The organism is Jiangella aurantiaca (genome assembly GCF_004349105.1).
GTDB lineage: Bacteria > Actinomycetota > Actinomycetes > Jiangellales > Jiangellaceae > Jiangella > Jiangella aurantiaca.
Genome location: NZ_SMLB01000052.1, coordinates 23,742 through 43,825 on the forward strand (window position 1 = coordinate 23,742; position 20,084 = coordinate 43,825).

5 protein-coding genes and 3 pseudogenes are annotated in these 20,084 nt (G+C 69.8%); 6 read left to right on the forward strand and 2 right to left on the reverse strand.

All coding sequences use genetic code 11. The features are described 5' to 3' along the window. The first annotated feature begins 89 nt into the window (after window positions 1-89). The 4 genes from E1262_RS25385 (at window position 90) to E1262_RS32225 (ending at window position 7,724) form a co-directional block, all read left to right on the forward strand. A complete protein-coding gene (locus E1262_RS25385; RefSeq protein ID WP_132106913.1) occupies window positions 90-953 on the forward strand; it encodes an ABC transporter permease in 864 nt (287 codons plus the stop codon). Beyond that, window positions 953-1,864: a carbohydrate ABC transporter permease gene (locus tag E1262_RS25390; RefSeq protein WP_132106901.1), complete on the forward strand. Its 912-nt coding sequence runs from the start codon at window positions 953-955 to the stop codon at window positions 1,862-1,864. Before E1262_RS25385 ends, E1262_RS25390 begins: the two co-directional genes overlap by 1 nt. A gap of 23 nt (window positions 1,865-1,887) precedes the next feature. Next, window positions 1,888-3,582: an extracellular solute-binding protein gene (locus E1262_RS25395; RefSeq protein ID WP_132106903.1), complete on the forward strand. Its 1,695-nt coding sequence runs from the start codon at window positions 1,888-1,890 to the stop codon at window positions 3,580-3,582. Between the two features lie 2,849 nt (window positions 3,583-6,431). Further along, a complete protein-coding gene (locus E1262_RS32225) occupies window positions 6,432-7,724 on the forward strand; it encodes an alpha-L-fucosidase (protein ID WP_132106915.1) in 1,293 nt (430 codons plus the stop codon). 388 nt (window positions 7,725-8,112) lie between these two features. On the opposite strand, the pseudogene E1262_RS32290 reads toward E1262_RS32225, so the two are convergent. Beyond that, window positions 8,113-10,311: pseudogene (locus tag E1262_RS32290) on the reverse strand (ATP-dependent DNA helicase); the annotation flags it as partial. Between the two features lie 478 nt (window positions 10,312-10,789). After that, window positions 10,790-11,990: pseudogene (gene mobF, locus E1262_RS25415) on the reverse strand (MobF family relaxase). 518 nt (window positions 11,991-12,508) lie between these two features. Here mobF and E1262_RS32240 point away from each other — a divergent pair. Both E1262_RS32240 and E1262_RS25425 read left to right on the forward strand, forming a co-directional pair. Next, window positions 12,509-12,760 (forward strand): annotated as a pseudogene (locus E1262_RS32240) (NUDIX domain-containing protein); the annotation flags it as partial. Window positions 12,761-13,344: 584 nt separating this feature from the next. Continuing rightward, window positions 13,345-20,084 (forward strand): golvesin C-terminal-like domain-containing protein (locus E1262_RS25425; protein WP_162606077.1); only part of this gene is annotated, 6,740 nt, incomplete at its 3' end.

Below are 20,084 nucleotides of genomic sequence, written 5' to 3' on the forward strand. Positions count from 1 at the left end.
CGCTGGAACGGCCGCAGACGCCACAGCGCACGCCGCGCCCCGCCCGGTCCGGGCGCTCGGTGTGGGCGCGGGCCTGGCGGCAGCGGTGGATGTACGTCTTCATCCTCCCCGGGCTGCTCTACTTCGTGGTCTTCCGCTACATCCCGCTGGCCGGGAACGTCGTCGCGTTCCAGCAGTACTCGCCGTTCCTCGGGTTCGCGGAGTCGCCCTGGGTCGGCCTGTCCAACTTCACCGCGATGTTCTCCGACCCCGAGGTGATCCGGGCGCTGCAGAACACGCTGTGGTTCTCGCTGCTGCAAATCGTGTTCGCGTTCCCCGCGCCGATCGCGCTGGCGCTGCTGCTCAACAGCCTGCTGTCGGACCGGATCAAGCGGGTCGTGCAGTCGGTCGTGTACCTGCCGCACTTCATCGGCTGGGTCATCGTCGTGTCGCTGTGGCAGGAGATCTTCGGCGGCGCCGGCGTGCTCAACCGGCTGCTGGAGCCGGTGGGCGTCGGCCCGCTCAATCTGATGGCCGACCCCGACACCTTCGCCGGCCTCATCACCGCGCAGGTGATCTGGAAGGAGGTCGGCTGGGGCACCATCATTTTCTTCGCCGCGATCACGATGATCTCGCCGCAGCTCTACGAGTCGGCCGCGGTCGACGGCGCCGGGCCGTGGCGGCGCCTGTGGCACGTGACGCTGCCGGGCATCTCCAGCGTCATCGTGCTGCTGCTCATCCTGCGCCTCGGCACCGTCCTCACCGTCGGGTTCGAGCAGCTGCTGCTGCAACAGCCCGCCGTCGGGGCCGACGCCGCGCAGGTGGTCGACACCTTCACCTACTACCGCGGCGTCCTGGGCGGCGACTGGGGCCTGGCCGCGGCGGTCGGGCTGGTCAAGGGCGTCATCGGCACCGTGCTGGTCGTCGGGGCGAACCGGCTGGCCAAGCGCATGGGCGGACAGGGGGTCTTCTGATGGCAGTCGTCGGCACCGCACCCGCGCGCCCGGCCCGCCCGGCCTGGCAGGAGCCGCCCCGGCGCATCACCAGCATCGTCAAGGGCCTGGTGATCGCCGCGATCACGCTGGTGATGCTCTACCCGTTCGTCTACGTCATCGCGATCAGCTTCTCCGCGGCCGACGCCGCACGCTCCGGCGACACCCTGCTGATCCCGGCCGAGTTCTCGCTGGCCGCCTACCGCACGATCTTCGCCGGCGACGTGGTGACCCGCGCGCTGCTGGTGAGCGCCGGCGTGACGCTGGTCGGCACGCTGCTGTCGGTGGTCATGACCGTGACCCTGGCCTACGGGCTGACCCGCACCCGGGAGGTGCCCGGCTCGAAGTTCGTGCTCTACCTCGTGCTGTTCACCATGCTGTTCGGAGCCGGCATCATCCCGAACTACCTGCTGGTCAAGGAGCTCGGGCTGCTCGACACGTATGCCTCGCTGATCCTGCCCGGCGCCGTCAGCGCGTTCAACCTCGTGGTCGTCCGCAACTTCTTCATGAACCTGCCGCAGGAGTTGTTCGACTCCGCGCGCATCGACGGCGCCAGCGAGTTTCAGATCCTCTGGCGCATCGTCGTCCCGCTGTCGAAGGCGGTCATCGCCGTCATCGCCCTGTTCTACGGCGTCGCGTACTGGAACGACTTCTTCAACGCGATGATCTACCTCAACGACAGCGAGAAGTGGCCCATCCAGCTGGTGCTGCAGCAGTACGTGCTGCAGGGCTCGCCGCTGGACCAGATGGCCGTCTCGGGCCAGGTCGAGGCCGCGCCCAAGACCATCCAGATGGCCGTGGTGGTCGTCGCCACCGTCCCCATCCTCCTCGTCTACCCCTTCCTCCAGCGCTTCTTCACCAAGGGCGTCCTCACCGGAGCGATCAAGGGCTGACGCCGTCCGCGAAAGGACCGACCATGACCACCTCGCGACCCCTTCCGAGCGCCGGACTGAACCGGCGCCGCTTCCTCGGCGGTCTCGCCGGGCTCGGCGCCGGCGCGTACCTGCTCTCGGCCTGCTCCAGCGGCGGCTCCGGCCCCGCCAGCAGCACGCCGGGCGCCGAGGGCGGCCTCACGCTGCCCGACTTCGCGCCGCCGCGCGACCTGGCCGGCGCGACCGTCAGCGACGTGCCCGGCGTGCTGCCGGCGTACGAGCAGTTCCCGCTGCCGCCGTTCAAGAGCGTCGCGCAGCCGCCCGGCCGCGGCGGCACCGTCACCTCGTTGCATCCGCTGTTCACCGCGCCGCCCGACGACCTGCAGGGCAGTGAGGTGTTCCAGGCGTTCCAGCGCGGCCTCAACGTGACGCTGGAGCCGACCTACACGCCCATCGGCTCCTACGAGAACAAGCTTGCGACCGTGCTGGCCGGCGGCTCGATCCCGGACATCACCTGGGTGAACACCGAGACCGTGCCGGCCGCGGTCAGCTACTTCCAGCAGGGCGCCTTCGCGGACCTCTCCGACGTGCTCGGCGGCGACGGCGTCAGCGCCTACCCGAACCTCGCGCAGCTGCCGAGCTACGCCTGGCGCAACTGCGCCGTCGAGGGCGTGCTCTACGGCGTCCCGCGCGGCATCCCGCTGCTGAACAACTCCGTCGCGCTGTACCGGGCCGACTGGGCCGCGGCGCTGGGCTTCCCGGAGCCGCCGGCCGACGCCGCCGAGTACCTGGAGCTGATGACGGCGTTCTCGAAGGGCAGCCCACGCGGCTCCGGGCAGAGCTGGGGCGCGGCTGTGCTCGACGCCGGCTTCGTCCGGCAGATGTTCCGGGTGCCCAACGAGTGGCGGCTGGAGGAGGACGGCACCCTCACCCACTACGTCGAGAGCGACGAGTACCGCGCGGCCCTGGAGTTCCACATCGAGGAGTTCAAGGCCGGCGTCTACCATCCCGACGCCACCATCGGCGGCGACACCTACACCCGCGCCATCGACCTGCTCCAGTCCGGCCAGACCGGCTTCTACGCCGGCAGTCTCAACGCGCAGTTCGCGCTGCGCCGTCCCGGCACGCTGGCCGGCGACCCCGGCTCGGACGTGCAGCCGCTGACGCCGCCCGGCCACGACGGCGGTGACCCGCTCACGTACGAACAGCGCGGCTACTACGGGATGGCCGCGATCTCCGCCGAGGCGGCCAAGGACGACGAGCGCCTGCACGAGCTGCTCGGCGTCATCGACTACTGGTCCGCCCCGTTCGGCAGTGAGGAGTACGTGCTGGTCAACTACGGCCTCGAGGGCCGGCAGGTGACGTTCGAGGACTCCGGCCAGCTGGTACCGGTGCCGCCGGACCAGGCGCCCACCGAGGCGCCGGTCCCCTACCTCACCCAGGTGCGCGAGACGCTGTTCTACTTCCCCGGCGCGCAGGCCGACGCGCGGCTCGCCCAGGGCGCCATGGAGACGGTCGTGCGGTCGTCGGCGCCGAACCCCGTCACCGGCCTCATCTCCGACACCGCGATCCGCCAGGGCGCGGCGCTGGGCCAGCTCAACAACGACTACGAGACCGGCATCGTCACCGGCCAGCGCTCGCTCGACGAGCTGGAGGAGTGGCGCGACCGGTGGCGCTCCGGCGGCGGTGACGCAATGCGCCGCGAGTTCCAGGACGCCCTCGAACGCCTCGACAGCTGATCCACTCACCCCCGGAGGTACCGAACATGAGACCCCTCGACAGACGGCGTTTCCTCCAGCTCTCCGCGGCGGCCGCCGGCGTTGCCGCCGTCCCGTCCGGCCTGCTGCGCACCGCGGCGGGCGCCCCCCTCGTCGATCCGCCGTACGGATTCGCACCGCCGCCCGCCGACGGCGTGCACCCGCGCATCGTGATCAGCCCGTCCGAGCTTCCGCACCTGCGTCAGCGAGTGACGATCGGCCGGGCCAAGGCGGCGTTCGACGCACTGACCCGGGTCGCGTCGACGCTGGGTGACGTGCCACCGAACGGAGCGGCTCCGACCGGGGTGAGTCTCCTGCTCAAACGGCTGGAGCAGAACGAAACCCTCTCGGGGGCGGAGCAGGAGACGCTGGCCAAGGCGATCGCAGGCTCCGCTCTGGTCGCTCTGGTCGGCGAGGACGAGATCATTGCCGGCAAGGCCGTGCGCGCCTTCGACACCTGGCTGGCGAAGATCCCGCCCGCGCCCACGCCCGACTTCAGCCGGACGTCCCAGGGCCCCGCGCTGGCCTACGACTGGCTGGCGCCCCTGATGGACGCCACCCGGCGCGCCACCGCCCGGCAGTGGCTGGTCGACCGCGTCACCGCCTACGAGACCCGGCTCCAGGACGCCGTCTACGGTTTCAAGCCCGGCGCCTCCGCGCAGCGCGATGACAACTGGGTGTCGCACGGCATGGGCGCCTTCGGGCCCGCGGCGCTCGCCATCGAGGGCGAGCCCGGCTACAAGGAGCAGTGGTACGACAAGGCCGCCGCCAGCATGAGCGACTTCCTCCAGCACGGCATCGGCTCCGAGGGCGCGCCGCTGGAGCTGCTGCACTACTTCGCCTACGGAATGTGGCAGGGGTCCTACTTCGCAGCGGCGATGGCCAAGCGCGGCGAGCCGATCCTGACGCACCCGCACCTGAGCAAGGTCCCGCGGTGGTGGACCGCCGACATGTACCCCTGGGGCGGCGACTGGGGCGCGCTGCAGGACACCCGCGACTTCTGGACCGGCGTGCCGGCCGTCTACTACTTCCTGCGGCTGGCCCTCCCGGACGACCCGCTCATGCGGTGGGTGTACACGAACTATGTCCAGGCGCCGGCGCAGCAGGCCGACCACCTGAGCGCGGTGCTGTGGGCCAGCGAGCTGGAACCGTCCGACCTCGCGCTCACGGCGCCGTCCCTCGGCCTGGCGCCCAGCCAGTTCTTCCTGCGCAGCGGCCTGGCCTACCTGCGCGAGGACTGGGGTACCGACGACGTGTACTTCCAGTTCCAGTGCGACCAGGCGATGTTCGGCGCGTCCCATGCGCACGCCGACCGCAACTCGTTCACGCTCAACGGCAAGGGCCGCGTCTGGATCATGGACGCGGCCGCCTGGTTCCCGTTCGACACCGGCCACAACCTGGTCTTCGTCGACGGCAAGGCCGAGGGCTACTTCCCGCAGCAGGGCCACGTCCTCGCGCAGGACGACGCCGGCTGGGCCGCGGGCATCATGGGCGACGCCAAGGACGCCTACGACTGGCGGTGCGAGGCCGCGCCGCCCGACGGCGAGACCGGCTGGGTGCAGGTCAACGGCGAGTGGTCGTACCCCTACAACCCCGTGCAGCGCGCCTTTCGCACCGGGACGCTGGTCCGCGGCGCGCACACCTATGCCGTCGTCAGCGACGACATCCGCAAGGACGACGCCGCGCACCAGTACTCGTGGGAGGCGCTGGTCCCGCTCGGAACGAAGATCACCCAGGCGGACGCGTCGAGCTGGCTGCTCGAGCAGGTCGACGTCGGCCCGTTCCTGCAGTCCAACGAGTCCGGCGCGCAGCCGCTGTCGGTCCCGTTCACCGTCGCGACGGCCGGCGACTACCGGTTCTGGGTGCTGGCCGGCCGGGAGCACACCGCGCCGGTCAACGGCACCTGGAAGACGTCGATGGCACTCGACGGCGCCGCGCCGCGCGACGCCGGTGGCGCGGAGCACCCGAGCAGCGGCGACGCGGCGCAGCCGCACTGGTTGCCGATCTCGATGAACACCGCCGACACCCCGACGGCGCTGACGGCGGGTGCGCACACCGCGGTGTTCACCCCCCGCGGCGTCATCAAGCACGCCGCGCTGCTGGTCGCGCCCGACGGCTTCGACCCCACGGGACCGGTGCCGCCGACGTCGTTCCCCGCCGGGAGCGTGCTGGTGCGGCTGTCCGACCTGCCGGCGCCGGCCGGCTGGACGCGGGTGCCGGCGGCCACGAACGCGCCGCGCTGCCTGATCCGGGTGCTCAGCCCGGCGGCGGTGACGCTGACGGCCGAGACGTTTCCGCCGGCACCGCACCGACAACGGGCAGAATTGGGGCCGCTGCTTCAAGCTCCGGGCCCGCACGACCACCGTCGAGCCGCGGTACCGGGTGTTGCTGTACCCGCACCGCGCGGGCGACCCGCTGCCCACCGTCACCTCCGACCACGCCGGCGCCGAGGTGGCCTGGCCCGGCGGCGTCACCGACGTCTGGCAGTTCGGCAGCAACCCGGCGTTCCCGGCGGCCAACGGCTCGTCCGTGCGGGTCACCCGCGGGTCCCAGCAATTCGTCCTCGACGTGTCGTTCCCCGTCCTGCGCGCCAACACCGAGGAGTTCGTCACCGACCACGCGCTGACCCGCCGGCTCGTCACCACACTCGACTCGGCCGAGCGGTACGAGTCGCGCGGCCGCCGGACCGGGCGGTCGTCGGCCCTGTCCGACTACGTTGCGGCGGTCGAGGCGGCCGGCGACGGCGTGGTCTCGCCCGACCACGCCGCCCTGCTGGTCCGCCAGGCCGCCGTCCTCGGCGCGCACTGAACCCGATACCGAAGGAGATGGTCATGACCGCAGCCGATCCGGCCCGTTTGGAGGAGTTCCGGCGGCAGCGCTTCGGGATGTTCATCCACTGGGGCGTGTACGCCCTCGCCGCGCGGCACGAGTGGGTGCGCAACCGCGAACGGCTCAGCCGCGAGCAGTACCAGCCCTATCTGGACCGGTTCGATCCCGACCTGTTCGACCCGTCGGTCTGGGCCCGGGCCGCGCGCGACGCGGGCATGCGGTACATGGTGCTCACCACCAAGCACCACGACGGCTTCTGCCTATGGGACTCCGAGCTGACCGACTACTCGGTGCGCTCCACGCCCTGCGGCAAGGACCTCGTCGGACCCATCGCCGACGCCTTCCGGCGCGAAGGGCTGGGCGTCGGGTTCTACCACTCGCTGCTGGACTGGCAGCAGCCGGACTTTCCGCTCGACGGGCTCCACCCGGACCTGGGCCGCGACGGCGTCGAGCAGGACGGCCGCGACGTCTCGCGCTACGCGGACTACCTGCACGGGCAGGTCGAGGAGCTGCTCACCCGATACGCGCCGGTCGACACCATGTGGTTCGACTTCTCCTACCCGAACCGTCGCGACGCCCAGGGCCGGCCGCTGGTGGGCGGCAAGGGGCGCGCAGACTGGCGGTCCGACGACCTCATCGCGCTTGTGCGGCGGCTGGCGCCGCGCGCGTTGATCAACGACCGACTCGACGTCCCCGGGGCCGCCGACTTCGTCACCCCTGAGCAGTACCAGCCGGTGGCGCCCATCGTCGTCGACGGCGTCCCGGTGACGTGGGAGGCCTGCCAGACCCTGAACGGCAGCTGGGGGTACCACCGCGACAACCTCGACTGGAAGTCGCCGGAGCTGCTGATCAAGCTCCTGGTCGACACCGTCGCGAAGGACGGCAACCTGCTGCTCAACGTCGGCCCGAACGGCCGCGGCGAGCTGGAGCCGCGAGCGCTGGACACACTGGCCGAGATCGGCCGATGGATGCGGCTGCACAGCCGCTCCATCCACGACGCCGGCGCCAGCGTGTACCGGCCCCCGGCTGACTGCCGCTACACCCAACGCGGCGACCGGCTCTACCTGCACGTGTTCTCCTGGCCGTTCAAGCACCTGCACCTGCCCGGCCTGGCGGGCAAGGTCCGCCACGCCCAACTGCTGAACGACGCCTCCGAGATCCGGCTGGTCCCGCACGACGAGGGCGCCGGCACCCACCATGCGCTGCGCACCTCACCGGACGACCTCACGCTGGAGCTACCGATCCAGCGGCCCAACGTCGCCGTCCCCGTCATCGAGCTGTTTCTGGGGAGGTAACGCGCCGGACCACAGCTCCCCGGCGATGTGGTGCCCATGCCGGGATCGATCTGCAGTTCCGAGCCGTGGATCGCTTCGACGATGTCGACGGCAGGGCACCGATGCAGCAGGTCGCCCGCACGGCGCACCAGGGTGGGAACGGTCACGTTGCGCTGTCCGCTCCGGATCGGACAGCCAGTCGCATGTGGCCTCGTCATCGGTATCCGATTCGGCGGTCAGGACGACGATCTTCCGCTTAGCACCACCTGCTGGGAGACCCGCAGGATCGGCACGTCGTGCCGCGGTTGCTCCTGTCGATCCGGTGTCCATCTGACTTGTGCGTGCAGATGGGCAGGGCGGGAGCTTCCCGCCCTGCCCCTCCACACGTCTGTGACTGTCCAAGGGCGGTTCAGAAGCTCCGTCCGGTGCTCTGCTGTGGCTGGTGATGCTGCGCGGCCTGCTGCCGGGCGGGCGGGTCCTTGAGCACGCCGGCAAGCTGCTGGGCTGCTTGGACCGCCTTTGCGGCCTGCCGGTAGTCGTGTCGCTGTGTCCAGTCAAAGCCGGGGTCGCCGATCGGGGATGCGGTGTCGGTGATGTCGTGGCGTTCGCGGTAGGCGGCGATGACCTCGACGCACCGGCGCCACTGGGTCTGCTCGGCCGCGGTGGCGGGCTCCGGGCCGAGAGTCCGTAGCCACGCCGCGCGCTCGTTGATCGCACGTCTGGCGATCTCCGCGGCCCGTTCCTCGAGCAGCGCCTCTCGCTCGCCCAGTGCCCGCTGTATCTCTGGGTCGGTGACGCCGTCGGCGGCCGGTACGAGGCCGGCGATCAGCCGACGCTGGCGCCGGACGATGCTGGGTGCGGTCTCCGTGGCATGGTCGGTCCACCGTGCGACCCGAGCGGCGAGCACCCGCACGGGGTCGGCTTCGGCCGGAATCGGTTTCGCGGCGGCGAGCTTAGGCAGCACGGTGTCCGGTTTCAGGCCGTGGGCGTCGGCGCGGTGCACCGCGGCGGCGAGCGCCACGAGGTGCTCTGAGTCGGCGACGTCGGTCGGCTGTACCCCGCAGGCCAGCAGGAGCGTGGCTTGCCGGTCGGTGACGGCGGCGCGATACAGCGTGTCGTACTCCGCCGCGAGCTGCCCGATCGACAGCGCCTTGTCGGTCTCGAGCCGTGCGGTCTCCCGGGCCGAGAGCGCCGCGCCCTGGCGGCGCAGGACGGTGGTGAGCACGGAGCGGGCGGTCGGGGCGGGATCGTCAGCGTCGCGCAGGTGCCGCGCTTCCTCGTCGAGGTCGGTCACCACGTAGGCGGTGTTGCTCGCCCGTGCGCGTGTCATGGCGACGTAGAGGATCTCGCGCATCATCGTTGCCCCGGTCACCAAAGCGTGCGCGGTGTCCACCGTCGCGCCCTGGGCGCGGTGCGCTGTGACCGCGTAGGCCGGTTCGACGTGGTCGGCCACATACGCGGCCGGCAGCGTGATCGTGCCGTTGCCCTTCGCTCGCCTCACGGTCAGCGAGCCGTCCCGATGAACGGCCTGAACGTGCCAGGTGTCGCCGTTCTTCACCCAGCCGGTGCCGACGGCCAAGCGCCGCTGGTTGTTCCGGGTGATGACGCGGTCGCCGACAGCGGCGATGGTGCCGTCGCGCAGGCTCACGCCGTCGTCCTCGACCTCACCGGTCGCGACTCGGTCCGCGCGGGCGCGGCGGTTGAGGTCGGTCACTGTTGTGCTGTCGCCGGCGATCAGTAGCGACTGGAGTCCGGCCAGCTCGTCGCGACGCCACGAGCGGTAGGCGGCGTCCAGCATGTCCTCACCGCCACCGCCGATCAGCCGCCCGTGCTTGTCGTAGGCGTCGAGCGCCGCGATGTCCCCGACTCGCAGCTGCATGCTGGCAATGCGCTCCCACTTGTGCGTGAACCGGCGCACCCCGGTCAGCTCTGGTGCGAGTCCATCGCCGCGGTCGCGGACAAGCATGCCGAAGCCGCCGCCGGCGTCCACCGACGCCAGTTGCGCCCAGTCGCCGACCAGGAGCACCTTCGCGCCGGCATGTGTGGCACGGCTAACGAGGTCGTCAACGGCGAGCGTTCCGGCAAGCGATGCCTCGTCGATCACCACTAGCTGCCCCGGACGGAAAGTCCAACGCTGCTCGTCTACACGGAGCTTCTCCAGCCTCTTGGCCACGACGGTGCGGCCCCGCTCCGCCGTCCACGCGTGGGCCTGGTCGGCGCCGACGAACGCCGCCCATTCGGCGGCCCGCTCGGTCACGTCGCCGGACTGCGCCAAGCGTTGACGCCATTCCGGATCCTCCGCGTCGAGTAGCTGCAGCACGTCGGCCAGGTGGGCGATCTCCTTGCCGGTGTCGGGTAGCCGGGCCGCCTCGTGCAACCACTTCGCGGCGTTGTCCGTCGCGACGCCCAGGGAGTCGGCCAAGACTTTCGCGGCCGCCGCGGAGGGTGCCAACCCGATCAGCGATCCCTCGCCGTGTTCGAGTTCCCACGTCGCCCGGAGCGCGGTCAGCGTGGTGGTCTTCCCGGCACCGGCAGGGCCCACTAGGACGTCGACACGTCGGCCGCTCGCGGTGATGTCGCGGACAGCGTCGGCCTGGTCGTCGGTGAGGAAGTATCCGTCCGCTGTCGGCGCTGCGAGGACCCGTTCCACCGACTCGCTGCTGACAGTGGCGGCGTCGACGGAGCGAGCCGCCGCCAGCAGCCGTTCCTCCGCGGCCAGGACCTCTGCGGAGGTGAACAACCCTGCGTGGGTGCGCACGAACATCGACGTCCCGTCAGCGCGGGTAAACGCTGCCGGGGTGAAGGCGGTCACCGATGGGGTCAGCTCGACCGACATCTCCGCGACCCTCGCGCTGACCGCGGCGATCAATTTCTCCCGCTCGTCGGCGGTCACCATGCGGTGTTCCATCGCCGCGCGCGCTGCGGCGGCCCGTATATTCCAGGTCTTCCACGTGGTCCGTTCGGTCGCCAACTCGGTGTATGCGGCCCTCGCGAGCTTCTCCATCTCCGACGTCGTCGCAGTGCCTGGCACGCTGGGCGAAACATGGTCGGGGACTGCCAAGTCGTCGACCCGCAACAGCTCGACGTCACGGTGCGGTCGCCTTCTCGATCGCCGTCCGCATCCAGGTAAGCGCGTCCTGACCGACCACAGCAGCTGCGCGGTCGCGCCAGTCGTTCGCCATTTCGCTGAGAGTGCGGATCTCCTTGGCCGGGCGGGTGGCCAATGTCGCGATCTGCCGCAACCGCAGTTTGACCTTGTCAGTAGGCGACCGGCCGTGCCGCTTGCGGTAATCGGTGATCAGCCGGTCGGCCTCTCGTTCGATCTTCGAGGACCGGGTGGAGAACGCCGCGATCAGGTCATCGGACACCGTTGCGAGCTCCCACGCGGTGTTCTTCGACTTCGCGGCCTGACCCCGCACCCGCCAGCCGACGCCGAGCCGGGCCGTGACATGGTCGGCGAGCAGGTTGTCGTAGAGCTCGGACATGGCCACCGTGGCCGGGAACAGCGATCCGCGCGAGTCGAGCGTTCGCCACTTGTCGTCCGGGGCCCTGGACCCGGTTTGCGATCACCACATGGGTGTGCAGCTGCGGGTCGCCGGCGCGGGAGTCCCAATGGTCGAACGCTGCCGCGATCACCCCGGCCGTCTCGACCTGCGCTACACCGTTCGTCCCGATCCGGGTCCGGGCGACCTCCCGCTCGATCGTGGCGATCACATCGGCCACGGCCGCCCGGTGGGCCTCGTAAATCTGCTCTCGCACCCCGTGATCGGCCAGCGCCCACATGACGCTGACCGACTTCGGCGGCGAGAACGTCACATCGAACCCCGACACCGGATGCCCGACCCGGCGCGACCGCTCCTCCGCCTCGATCTGCTCAACCATCCGGTTCCGCTCAGTCGGCGGCATCGCCGCGGGCAAGGCACTCACGCGGGCAGCGACACGTTCGTCGAACGACTTCGGCACTCGATACGCGCGGCCCAACTGGGCGCCGGTGAGCGGATCTGCGCCCGAGCGGTACAGCCGTTCCATCTGCTCCTCAGTCACCTGGGTGCCCGGCGCCAGCCCGTCACCGGCGGCGAGGCCGGCGAGCCCAGAACCCATCCACCGGCCGGGCGGATTGCCGGCCTCGGTGTAGTACGCCGTCACTGCCGAGACGCCCGGCATCTGGTCACTGTCGGCCACGATCCCCCGGAGCAGATAGCGGTAGCCGTCGCCGGCGTGCAGCTCCTTGATCGAGATCACGCGCGCTCGCCAACAGCTCGCGCACGCTGCGCGCGCTTTCGGCACCGATCAGAACAATGCCGCGCATCAGATCGCCGCGCAGGGAACACGGTCGGGCACATCGCGCAGACCAGCAGCCGCGCAACACCAGGGGCCTCACGCTGTCCCGCACGCTTAGCCCGCGCGGCCCTGAACGCCCGCGCTCGACACCGATCCGAACAGTAGCGCGCATCGGATCGGCGCCCAGCCAACGACGTCGGGCAGCCCGCGCACCACCGGTCGACCAGCTGCGCCGCGGCCGGCCGCTCCTTCCGGCGCACTCGGTCCCGTTGACGAGCAGCGGCTCGGCGACACGGTCTGCCGCACCACCGCTGCGTGACGGTCTCCGGCTCATACCACGCGCCGCAGTTCCAGCACCGCTTCTGCCCTCGACCGTTCGTCCTCATGCCCAGTGGGTGGCCCCCGCCGCGCACAGTCACACTTGCGCGAACGGCTCCTGTTGGCGCAGCGAGAGTATTCGATGAGGGCGAATTGGTCCCTGCCGATGTTGGGCCAGCCGGAGCTGCCAATGGGCAATCGGCACGCTGAACGGCCGGTCGCCGTCACCGTCTATCGAGGACGGGCGGGCGCTGCTCGCCCGTCATGTGCCGCCGAAGGGCGAAGCCAACTGGACTCCGCCGGGCGGCAAGGTCGAGCACGCGGATGACCCGTTCGACGCGGTGATCCGGGAGGTCGCCGAGGAGACCGGGTGCGACGCGGTGGTCGAGCGCCTGCTGAGCTTGGACTCGAGGGTGATTCCCGCGACGGACCGGCTGCCGGCCGGCCTGCCTGAGCAACGACGTCCTCGACGAACCCACCGGCTGGCTCGGCGGCGTCTACATCGTCCAGGCGACCGAACTCACCGAAGGCACCTTGCGACCGCGCTACCTCGGCTGGGCCACCTCGCAGTTCCGCTCGTAGACGGGGGTCACGCCACGCTCCCTCGGCCCGGCGCGATGAAGGGGCGGTCGGTGCGGGCTCTGCTGGTGTGGGCAGGTGGGCGGCGGATTTGGGCGGTCGGATCAAAGTTCACCCGAGAGGTCTTGACGATAAGTGATCCGCAATGCAATGGTATCGACCAGTCAGGGCGACTATGTCACGAGTAGCAGCTATGTACCCGTCGGCTGGGGGCTAGTCTGTCTGCTCCCACCCCGCAGGTGGCGCGCCCTTGTTGTCGTAGCCGCGATGGCAAGGTGGTGGGTTCATGCTGCGTATGTCTGCGCGCCTGTATCGGCTGGTCACGTTTCTTGTGTGTGCCGCGGTGCTCTGGGCGGGCACGCCGGCCGCGGTCCTGACGCCGTCGCCGGCCGCCGCTGAGGAAGCGCAAGAGACCGGCGAAGGCGCTGCTCAGGCCGCTCTTCCACGAGCGCAGGGGGCGCCGGTGGCGCGTCAGCCAGCCGCGCCGGCGGAGCGGGTGCGGGAGGTGACGCAGCAACGTACGGCCAACGCGAAGGTGTTCGAACTGTCCGATGGGCGGTTCGAGGCGGAGCTGTCCACCGATCCGATCCATTACCGCGATGCACAGCGGCAGTGGCAGGACATCGACACACGAATCGGAAACGCCGATCATGAGGGTTTCAGCCACGGAAACAGCACGAACAACTTCGGCAGCTTCTTCGGCACCAGCTCGGATCGGCTGGTCCGTTTCGAGGTGGGAAACCGGAACCTCACCCTAGGCGTGGCGGGGGAGCGCCGCGACCTCACCCCCGCGGTCGAGGGCAATTCAGTCACGTACGCAGACGTCTTCGGCACGGCGGATCTGGTGTACCGGGTCGAGCCGACCGGGCTGAAGGAGGAGATCGTCCTCGAGGAGCCGCCCGAGGAGGCCACCTTCACGTTCGAGCTGCAGATGGGCGGTGTCGTCGCGCGCGAGCAGGAGGACGGTTCAATCGGGTTCTTCCGGCCGGGTGGTGAGGGGCCGGCGGTGTTCGAGATCCCGAAGCCGTTCATGTTCGACAGCACCGACACCGCCGATCAGCCGATCGGGACGGTCCGCTCAGAGGAGGTCACCCAGTCGGTGGAACAGCGCGGCGCGAACATCGTGCTCACCGTCACGGCTGACCAGGAGTGGCTGGCCAACCCAGATCGCGTGTATCCCGTCGTGATCGACCCGACGATCGAGTTGGAGCCGACGGCGGGGCAGGGTCAGGACGCGATGCTCCGGGAGGCGGCGCCGACGACGAACTACGGCTCGAGCTGGCAGCTCGGTGTCGGCACGGACAGCACTGGCGCGGCGCAGAGCCTGTTGAAGTTCGACGTGTCGTGGTTGCCGGCGGGGACGCCGATCGATTCCGCGCAGCTGCGGGTCTGGTATGACCAGGCGTATCACACGAACGCCAACGACGTGGTGATCAAGGCCTACAGGGCACCGCAGGCCTGGGACGAGTCCACGGTGACCTGGTCCGGATACCCCAACTTCTTCCCTGGGCAGGCCTACACGAGAGAGCTGGTCGACAACGGCGACGTGGGCCAGACCAGCCAGGTAGGTCCGTGGCCGTTCATGACCGACACGACACAGTCGCAGTGGGGCATCAACGACGACTTCCAGTACGACCGGACCGCGGTGACCGGCAACACCTACACCTGGGTTCCGGAGCTCGCCGAATCGGGCCGGTATCGGGTGGACGCGCACTATGTCGCCAGCGCCGGGCGGACCACCCATGCGCCCTACACCGTGCACCACGCGGGCGGAACAACCGCCGTCGCGGTGGACCAGACCGCCGGCACGAACGGCGTGTGGGCAATGCTCGGTAGCTGGGACTTCAACGCCGGTACCAGTCACCGGGTCACGGTCGGGTCGGTTGCGGAGCTTCGGACGGTGGTCGCCGACGCCGTCCGGCTGACGAAGTTTGCCGAGCAGACGAAGGGCGCCAACACCAGCAGCCAATGGCACAGCTTCGCCGTACGTGACCTGGTGCAGACTTGGGTGGACGGCACGCAACTGAACCACGGCTTCGCGCTGCAGGCAGCGAACCAGTTCACCGAGGGTCAGGGCGGTGCCTCCTACGAGTCGTCGGAGATCGCCTTCAGCGGCCGGGCGCCGAACCGGCCGAAGCTGGTCCTCACCTACGGGCGGCCCGGCGTCACGGTCGACCCGATCTCGACGTTCCACTCCACCGGGGCCGAACTGTCGTGGCAGCCGTATACCGGCAGCGACCTGGTGGAGTACCAGGTGCACCGCTCGAGCGACCAACGGTTCACGCCCTCGGCGGCGACGCTGGTGGCGCCGCTTCCGCCGGGGACGACGTCGTTCACCGACACCACGGCGGAGCCGACGCCCGCCGACAGCCAGGATCTGTCCCTCAAGGCCTACTACTACATGGTCGCGGTGAAGACCACGGACGGCACCGTCGTGCCGTCCAGCACGCAGCTGGCCAATCTGCCCAAGGCCGGCCGGGTCGTAAAATACCTGCAAGGCCAGGCGATCGATACTACGCTCGCCAGCGGCGCGCCGAACAGCAACCTCGACGTGTTCGACGGCGAGCCGTGGCTGGGCGCCGGCGACAACGGCGGCTCGTTCGGCGACACGCGCGCGCTGATCAAGTTTCCCGACCTGGCAGATGCGATCCCCGCGGGCGCGACCGTGCAGTTCGCGACCCTGCGGCTGTGGAAGCCGTTGACGTTCGGGTCCGGTGCGACGTTCGACCTGCACCGAGTGACCCGCACCTGGAGCGAGACCACCGCGACGTGGAACCGGGCCAGTACCTGGATCCCGTGGACCACCCCGGGCGGCGATTACGACCCCGCCGTCATCAGCTCCGTGCCGGCGATGACGAACGCCCCGTCGTGGCAGCTGTGGAGTGTCGAGGACCTGGTCCAGCAATGGGTCAACAACCCGCTCGCCGCCAACTTCGGGTTGCTGATCAAGGCGCGTGATGAGGCGGCGGCGAACCAGCTGAGCGTGTTCACCTCCAACGAGCTGGCCTCGGAGCCCGAGCTGCGGCCGATGCTGCAGGTCACCTACCTGGAAAAGACCGCGGAGAGCACCTATTACGCTCCGGACACCGCCGTGCGGACCGAGGCGGGGGAGGAGCGGACGGTCGAGGTCACCGTCACGAACACGACGTCGGAGACGTGGACGGCGGCGAACCACGTGCTGTCGTATCACTGGGCCGCCCCGGACGGGACCGACGTCACCACTGCGGCCAACCGGGTGGAGACGACGTTGCCGGCCGACCTCGCGCCTGGGGGGACGGTGACGTTGAACGCGACCGTCCGCGCGCCGCAGCTGCTGGAGCCGAGCAACAAGCGTGAGGACTTCACGCTGCGGTGGGACATGCGCAACCGGGGCACCGGGCAGTGGATCTCCGACACGCAGAACATCCCGGCGCTGGACCAGTCGGCGAAGGTGGAGGACGCGACGTCGAACCAGCTCGGGTTGGAGAAGTTCTACCAGTACAGCGGCACCAACACCGGTGCCGGCTCGGCACTCATGACGAACGTGCACGCGGGCAACACCGTCTTCAGCTATGACGCGTTCGCGAACCCGTCGCGGGGCGTGTCGACGTTCGTGCGGATGAGCTACAACAGCCTGGACACGTCCTCGTCGGCGATGGGGTACGGCTGGTCGCTGGCCACGTCGAGCCTGATGCGGATGGGGACGCCGCTGGACCTGCATCCGCGCGGCCAGGACTGGCCCACCCAGGTGACGCTGACCGACGGCGACGGGACCGCGCACCTGTTCCGGCTGAACCAGCACGGCAGCAGCGACGAGGCGGTCTGGGACTACGACTCCCCGGCCGGGGTGCACCTGTATCTGCAGCGCACCGGCGACACCGATCCCACTCGCGCCTGGGTGATGACCAGCCCGGACCGTACCCAGTTCTACTTCGACGCCGACGGCTATCAGAGCGCGGTGCGGGACAAGAACGGCAACGAGTTGCTGTTCACCTACGAGCAGCGCAAGTCCAACAACAAGCCGATCAAGTTCCTGCGCTACATCACCGACCCGTCGAACCGGCAGACCCTGACCGTCGACTACTTCACCAAGGGACAGGCCTACAGCTGGGTCGACGACACCGGCGCGATCCAGCAGGGCACGAACCTGTCGAACCCGAAGATCATCGACCAGGTCGAGACGCTGACCGACATCTCCGGGCGGACCGTGCGGTTCACCTACACCGACAAGGGCCTGCTGGCGCGCATGGTCGACGGGCACGGCACACCGGAGGCGAAGACGTTCCAGTTCGTGTATGAGGCGGACAACACCAACAAGAACACCAAGCTGGTCGAGGTGATCGACCCCCGGGGGAACGACACCGACCTCACCTTCTTCGAGGCGACGACCGATCCCAAGGCCAAGTGGCTGCTGCAGAGCGTGACTGACCGCGCCGGTGGCACCACGTCGTTCGCCTACGTCGACCCCGACGGATCGGCGGGCGCGCAGGTGTCCACCACCGTCACCGACGCGAAGAGCAACGCCACGACGTATCTGACCGACGGGTTCGGCCGCCCGCTCACGGCGACCAACGCCAAGGACGAGACGACCGCGCTCACCTGGGACGACGACCACAACGTCGTACAGCTGGTGGAGGACAACGGGGCGAGGAGCAGCTGGACATACGACCCGAACACCGGCTACCCGACGTCCATCACCGACGCCGAGGCGAACGCGAACGGCACGCCGGCCACGACGCTGTCGTACCGCACCGACCTGAACGGGCACGTCGCCGACCTGACCGGCAAAGTGTCGCCGGAGGGTCGGGCGTGGAGCTTCGGCTACGACGCCGTGGGCAATCTGACGTCGGTGACCGACCCGGCGGGCACGGCGACGGCCACTGCGGGCGACTACACCACCACGTACGCCTACGACGGGTTCGGGCAGCTGCTGGACGCGACCGACGCCAACGGCAACCTCACCCAGTACCGTGACTACGGCCCGACCGGGTTCCCCGGCCGCATCGTCGACGCGCTCACCCGGGCGACGGAGTTCACCTATGACGACCGCGGCAACGTGCTGACCGTCACCGACGCCAACGACAACACCAGCACGCAGGGCTACGACGTGTTCGGCCGGCCGGGCGAGTCGCAGGTGCCGAAGGACGCCGACGCCGGCGTCTACATCGTCACCCCGGCCCCGGTGTACGACGCCAACGACAACGTCGTCGAGGCCACCGCTCCCAACGGCGCGGTCACCACGTACACCTACGACCCGGCCGACCGGATGCTCACGACGACCCTGCCGGCGGACGAGGCCGGTGACCCGGCCCGGGTGAGCAGCTACGAGTACGACCTGGTCGGCAACCTGCTGGCCGCCACCGAGCCCAACGGCACCCTGACCCCGTCGGACCCCGACGACTTCGTCGCCCGCTACGGCTACGACCCGATCTACCAGCTGACCAGCGTGACGAACGCCGACGGGCACCAGATCAGCTACCGCTACGACGCCGTCGGCAACCTCGTCACCGTGGTCGACCCGCGCAAGAACGCGACCGCCGACCCCGCCGACGTCACCACCACCTACGCCTACGACGCCAACCACCGGCCGACCAGCGTGACCGACGCCGCCGGCGAGACGCGGTCCACCAGGTACGACCTGGACGGCCTGGTCACCGAGGCCACCGACGAAGAGGGCAACACCACCCTCGTCGACTACGACGAGCGCGGCCTGCAACGCGAGGTCCGGGTGCCGCACGACGACGACGGCGCCGGCGGCATCACCTACCGGACCACCCGCTACGAGTACGACGAGGCCGGCAACCGCACCCGGGTCATCACCCCGCGCGGCGTGGAGTCCGGCGACCCGGAGGCGTTCGTCCACGAGACCGTCTACGACGCGCTCAACCGGCCGATCGAGCAAGTGTTCCCCTACGACTCCGCCGACCCCCGGTACAACACGCCCGAGTCGGTCACCTACGCCTACGACCTGGTCGGCAACCTCACCCAGGTGTCCGCGCCGCCGTCGGAGAACCAGACGGTCCGCAACACCACCACGTACACGCACTTCGACAACGGCTGGGTCGCCTCGACCATCGACGCGTGGGACATCGCCACCACCTACGACTACAACGAGCTCGGCCAGCAGACACTGCGCACGGTGACCAGCGCCGGCGGATCGTCGTCGCGGTCGATGTCGTGGGTGTACTTCCCCGACGGCAAGCTGGCCGGTCGCGGTGACGACGGTGTCCCCGTCGGGCAACACGTGGTCCTGGCCGACAACAGCGACACCGGCAACGCCGCGGCCACCGGAGTCTGGTCCGTCCTCGCCGACGGCACCGGGTTCCAGGGCTACGACTACCGCCGCCACGCCGCCGGTCACGGCGGCGGCGCCGACAAGTTCACCTGGACGCTGCGGATCCCCGCCGACGGCACCTACGAGGTGTTCGTGCGACACCCCGCCGGGGTGAGCGGCGCCGCGACCGACGCCCCGTTCGAGATCACCCACGCCGGCGGCACCACGACCCGGACGGTGAACCAGGCCCAGGGCGGCGGCCAGTGGGTCAGCCTGGGCAGCTACGCCTTCACCGAAGCGGGAGCGCACACGGTCACGGTGGGGACGTCCGCCTCTGGGATGGTGTTCGCCGACGCGGTCAAGCTGGTCCGCGACACCACCGGCCAGACCGACACCGAGGCCAAGGACTTCACCTACGACTACGACGCCAACGGCAACCTGGTGACGCTGACCGATAGCGGGTCGGGTGCGTCGGTGGACACCTACCAGATCGCCTACACCGGGCTGAACCAGGTCTTGTCGGTGCAGGAGCTGGCCGCCGGGGTCGTCCAGAAGACCACCAGCTACACCTACGACGAGAACGGCAACCCGCTCACCCGCGACCACGACGACCAGTACGCCACCTACGCCTACGACGTCCGCGACCTGGTCGAGCAGGTCAGCAACGCCGACACCGCGGCCGACCCCGACCCGAAGGTCACCACGTTCGGATACACCCCGCGCGGGCAGACCGCCACCGAGGTCAAGGCGAACGGCAACACCGTCGCCTACGAGTACTTCCTCGACGGCCTGCTCGAGCGGCAGGAAGAGACCAAGTCCGACGGCACCCTGGTCGCCTCGCACGTCATCGGCTACGACGCCAACGGCAACCGCACGTCCGACGTCGCCCGCACGATGGACGCCGACAACCACGGCACCTACCTGGACCGCACCTACGCGTACACGTTCGA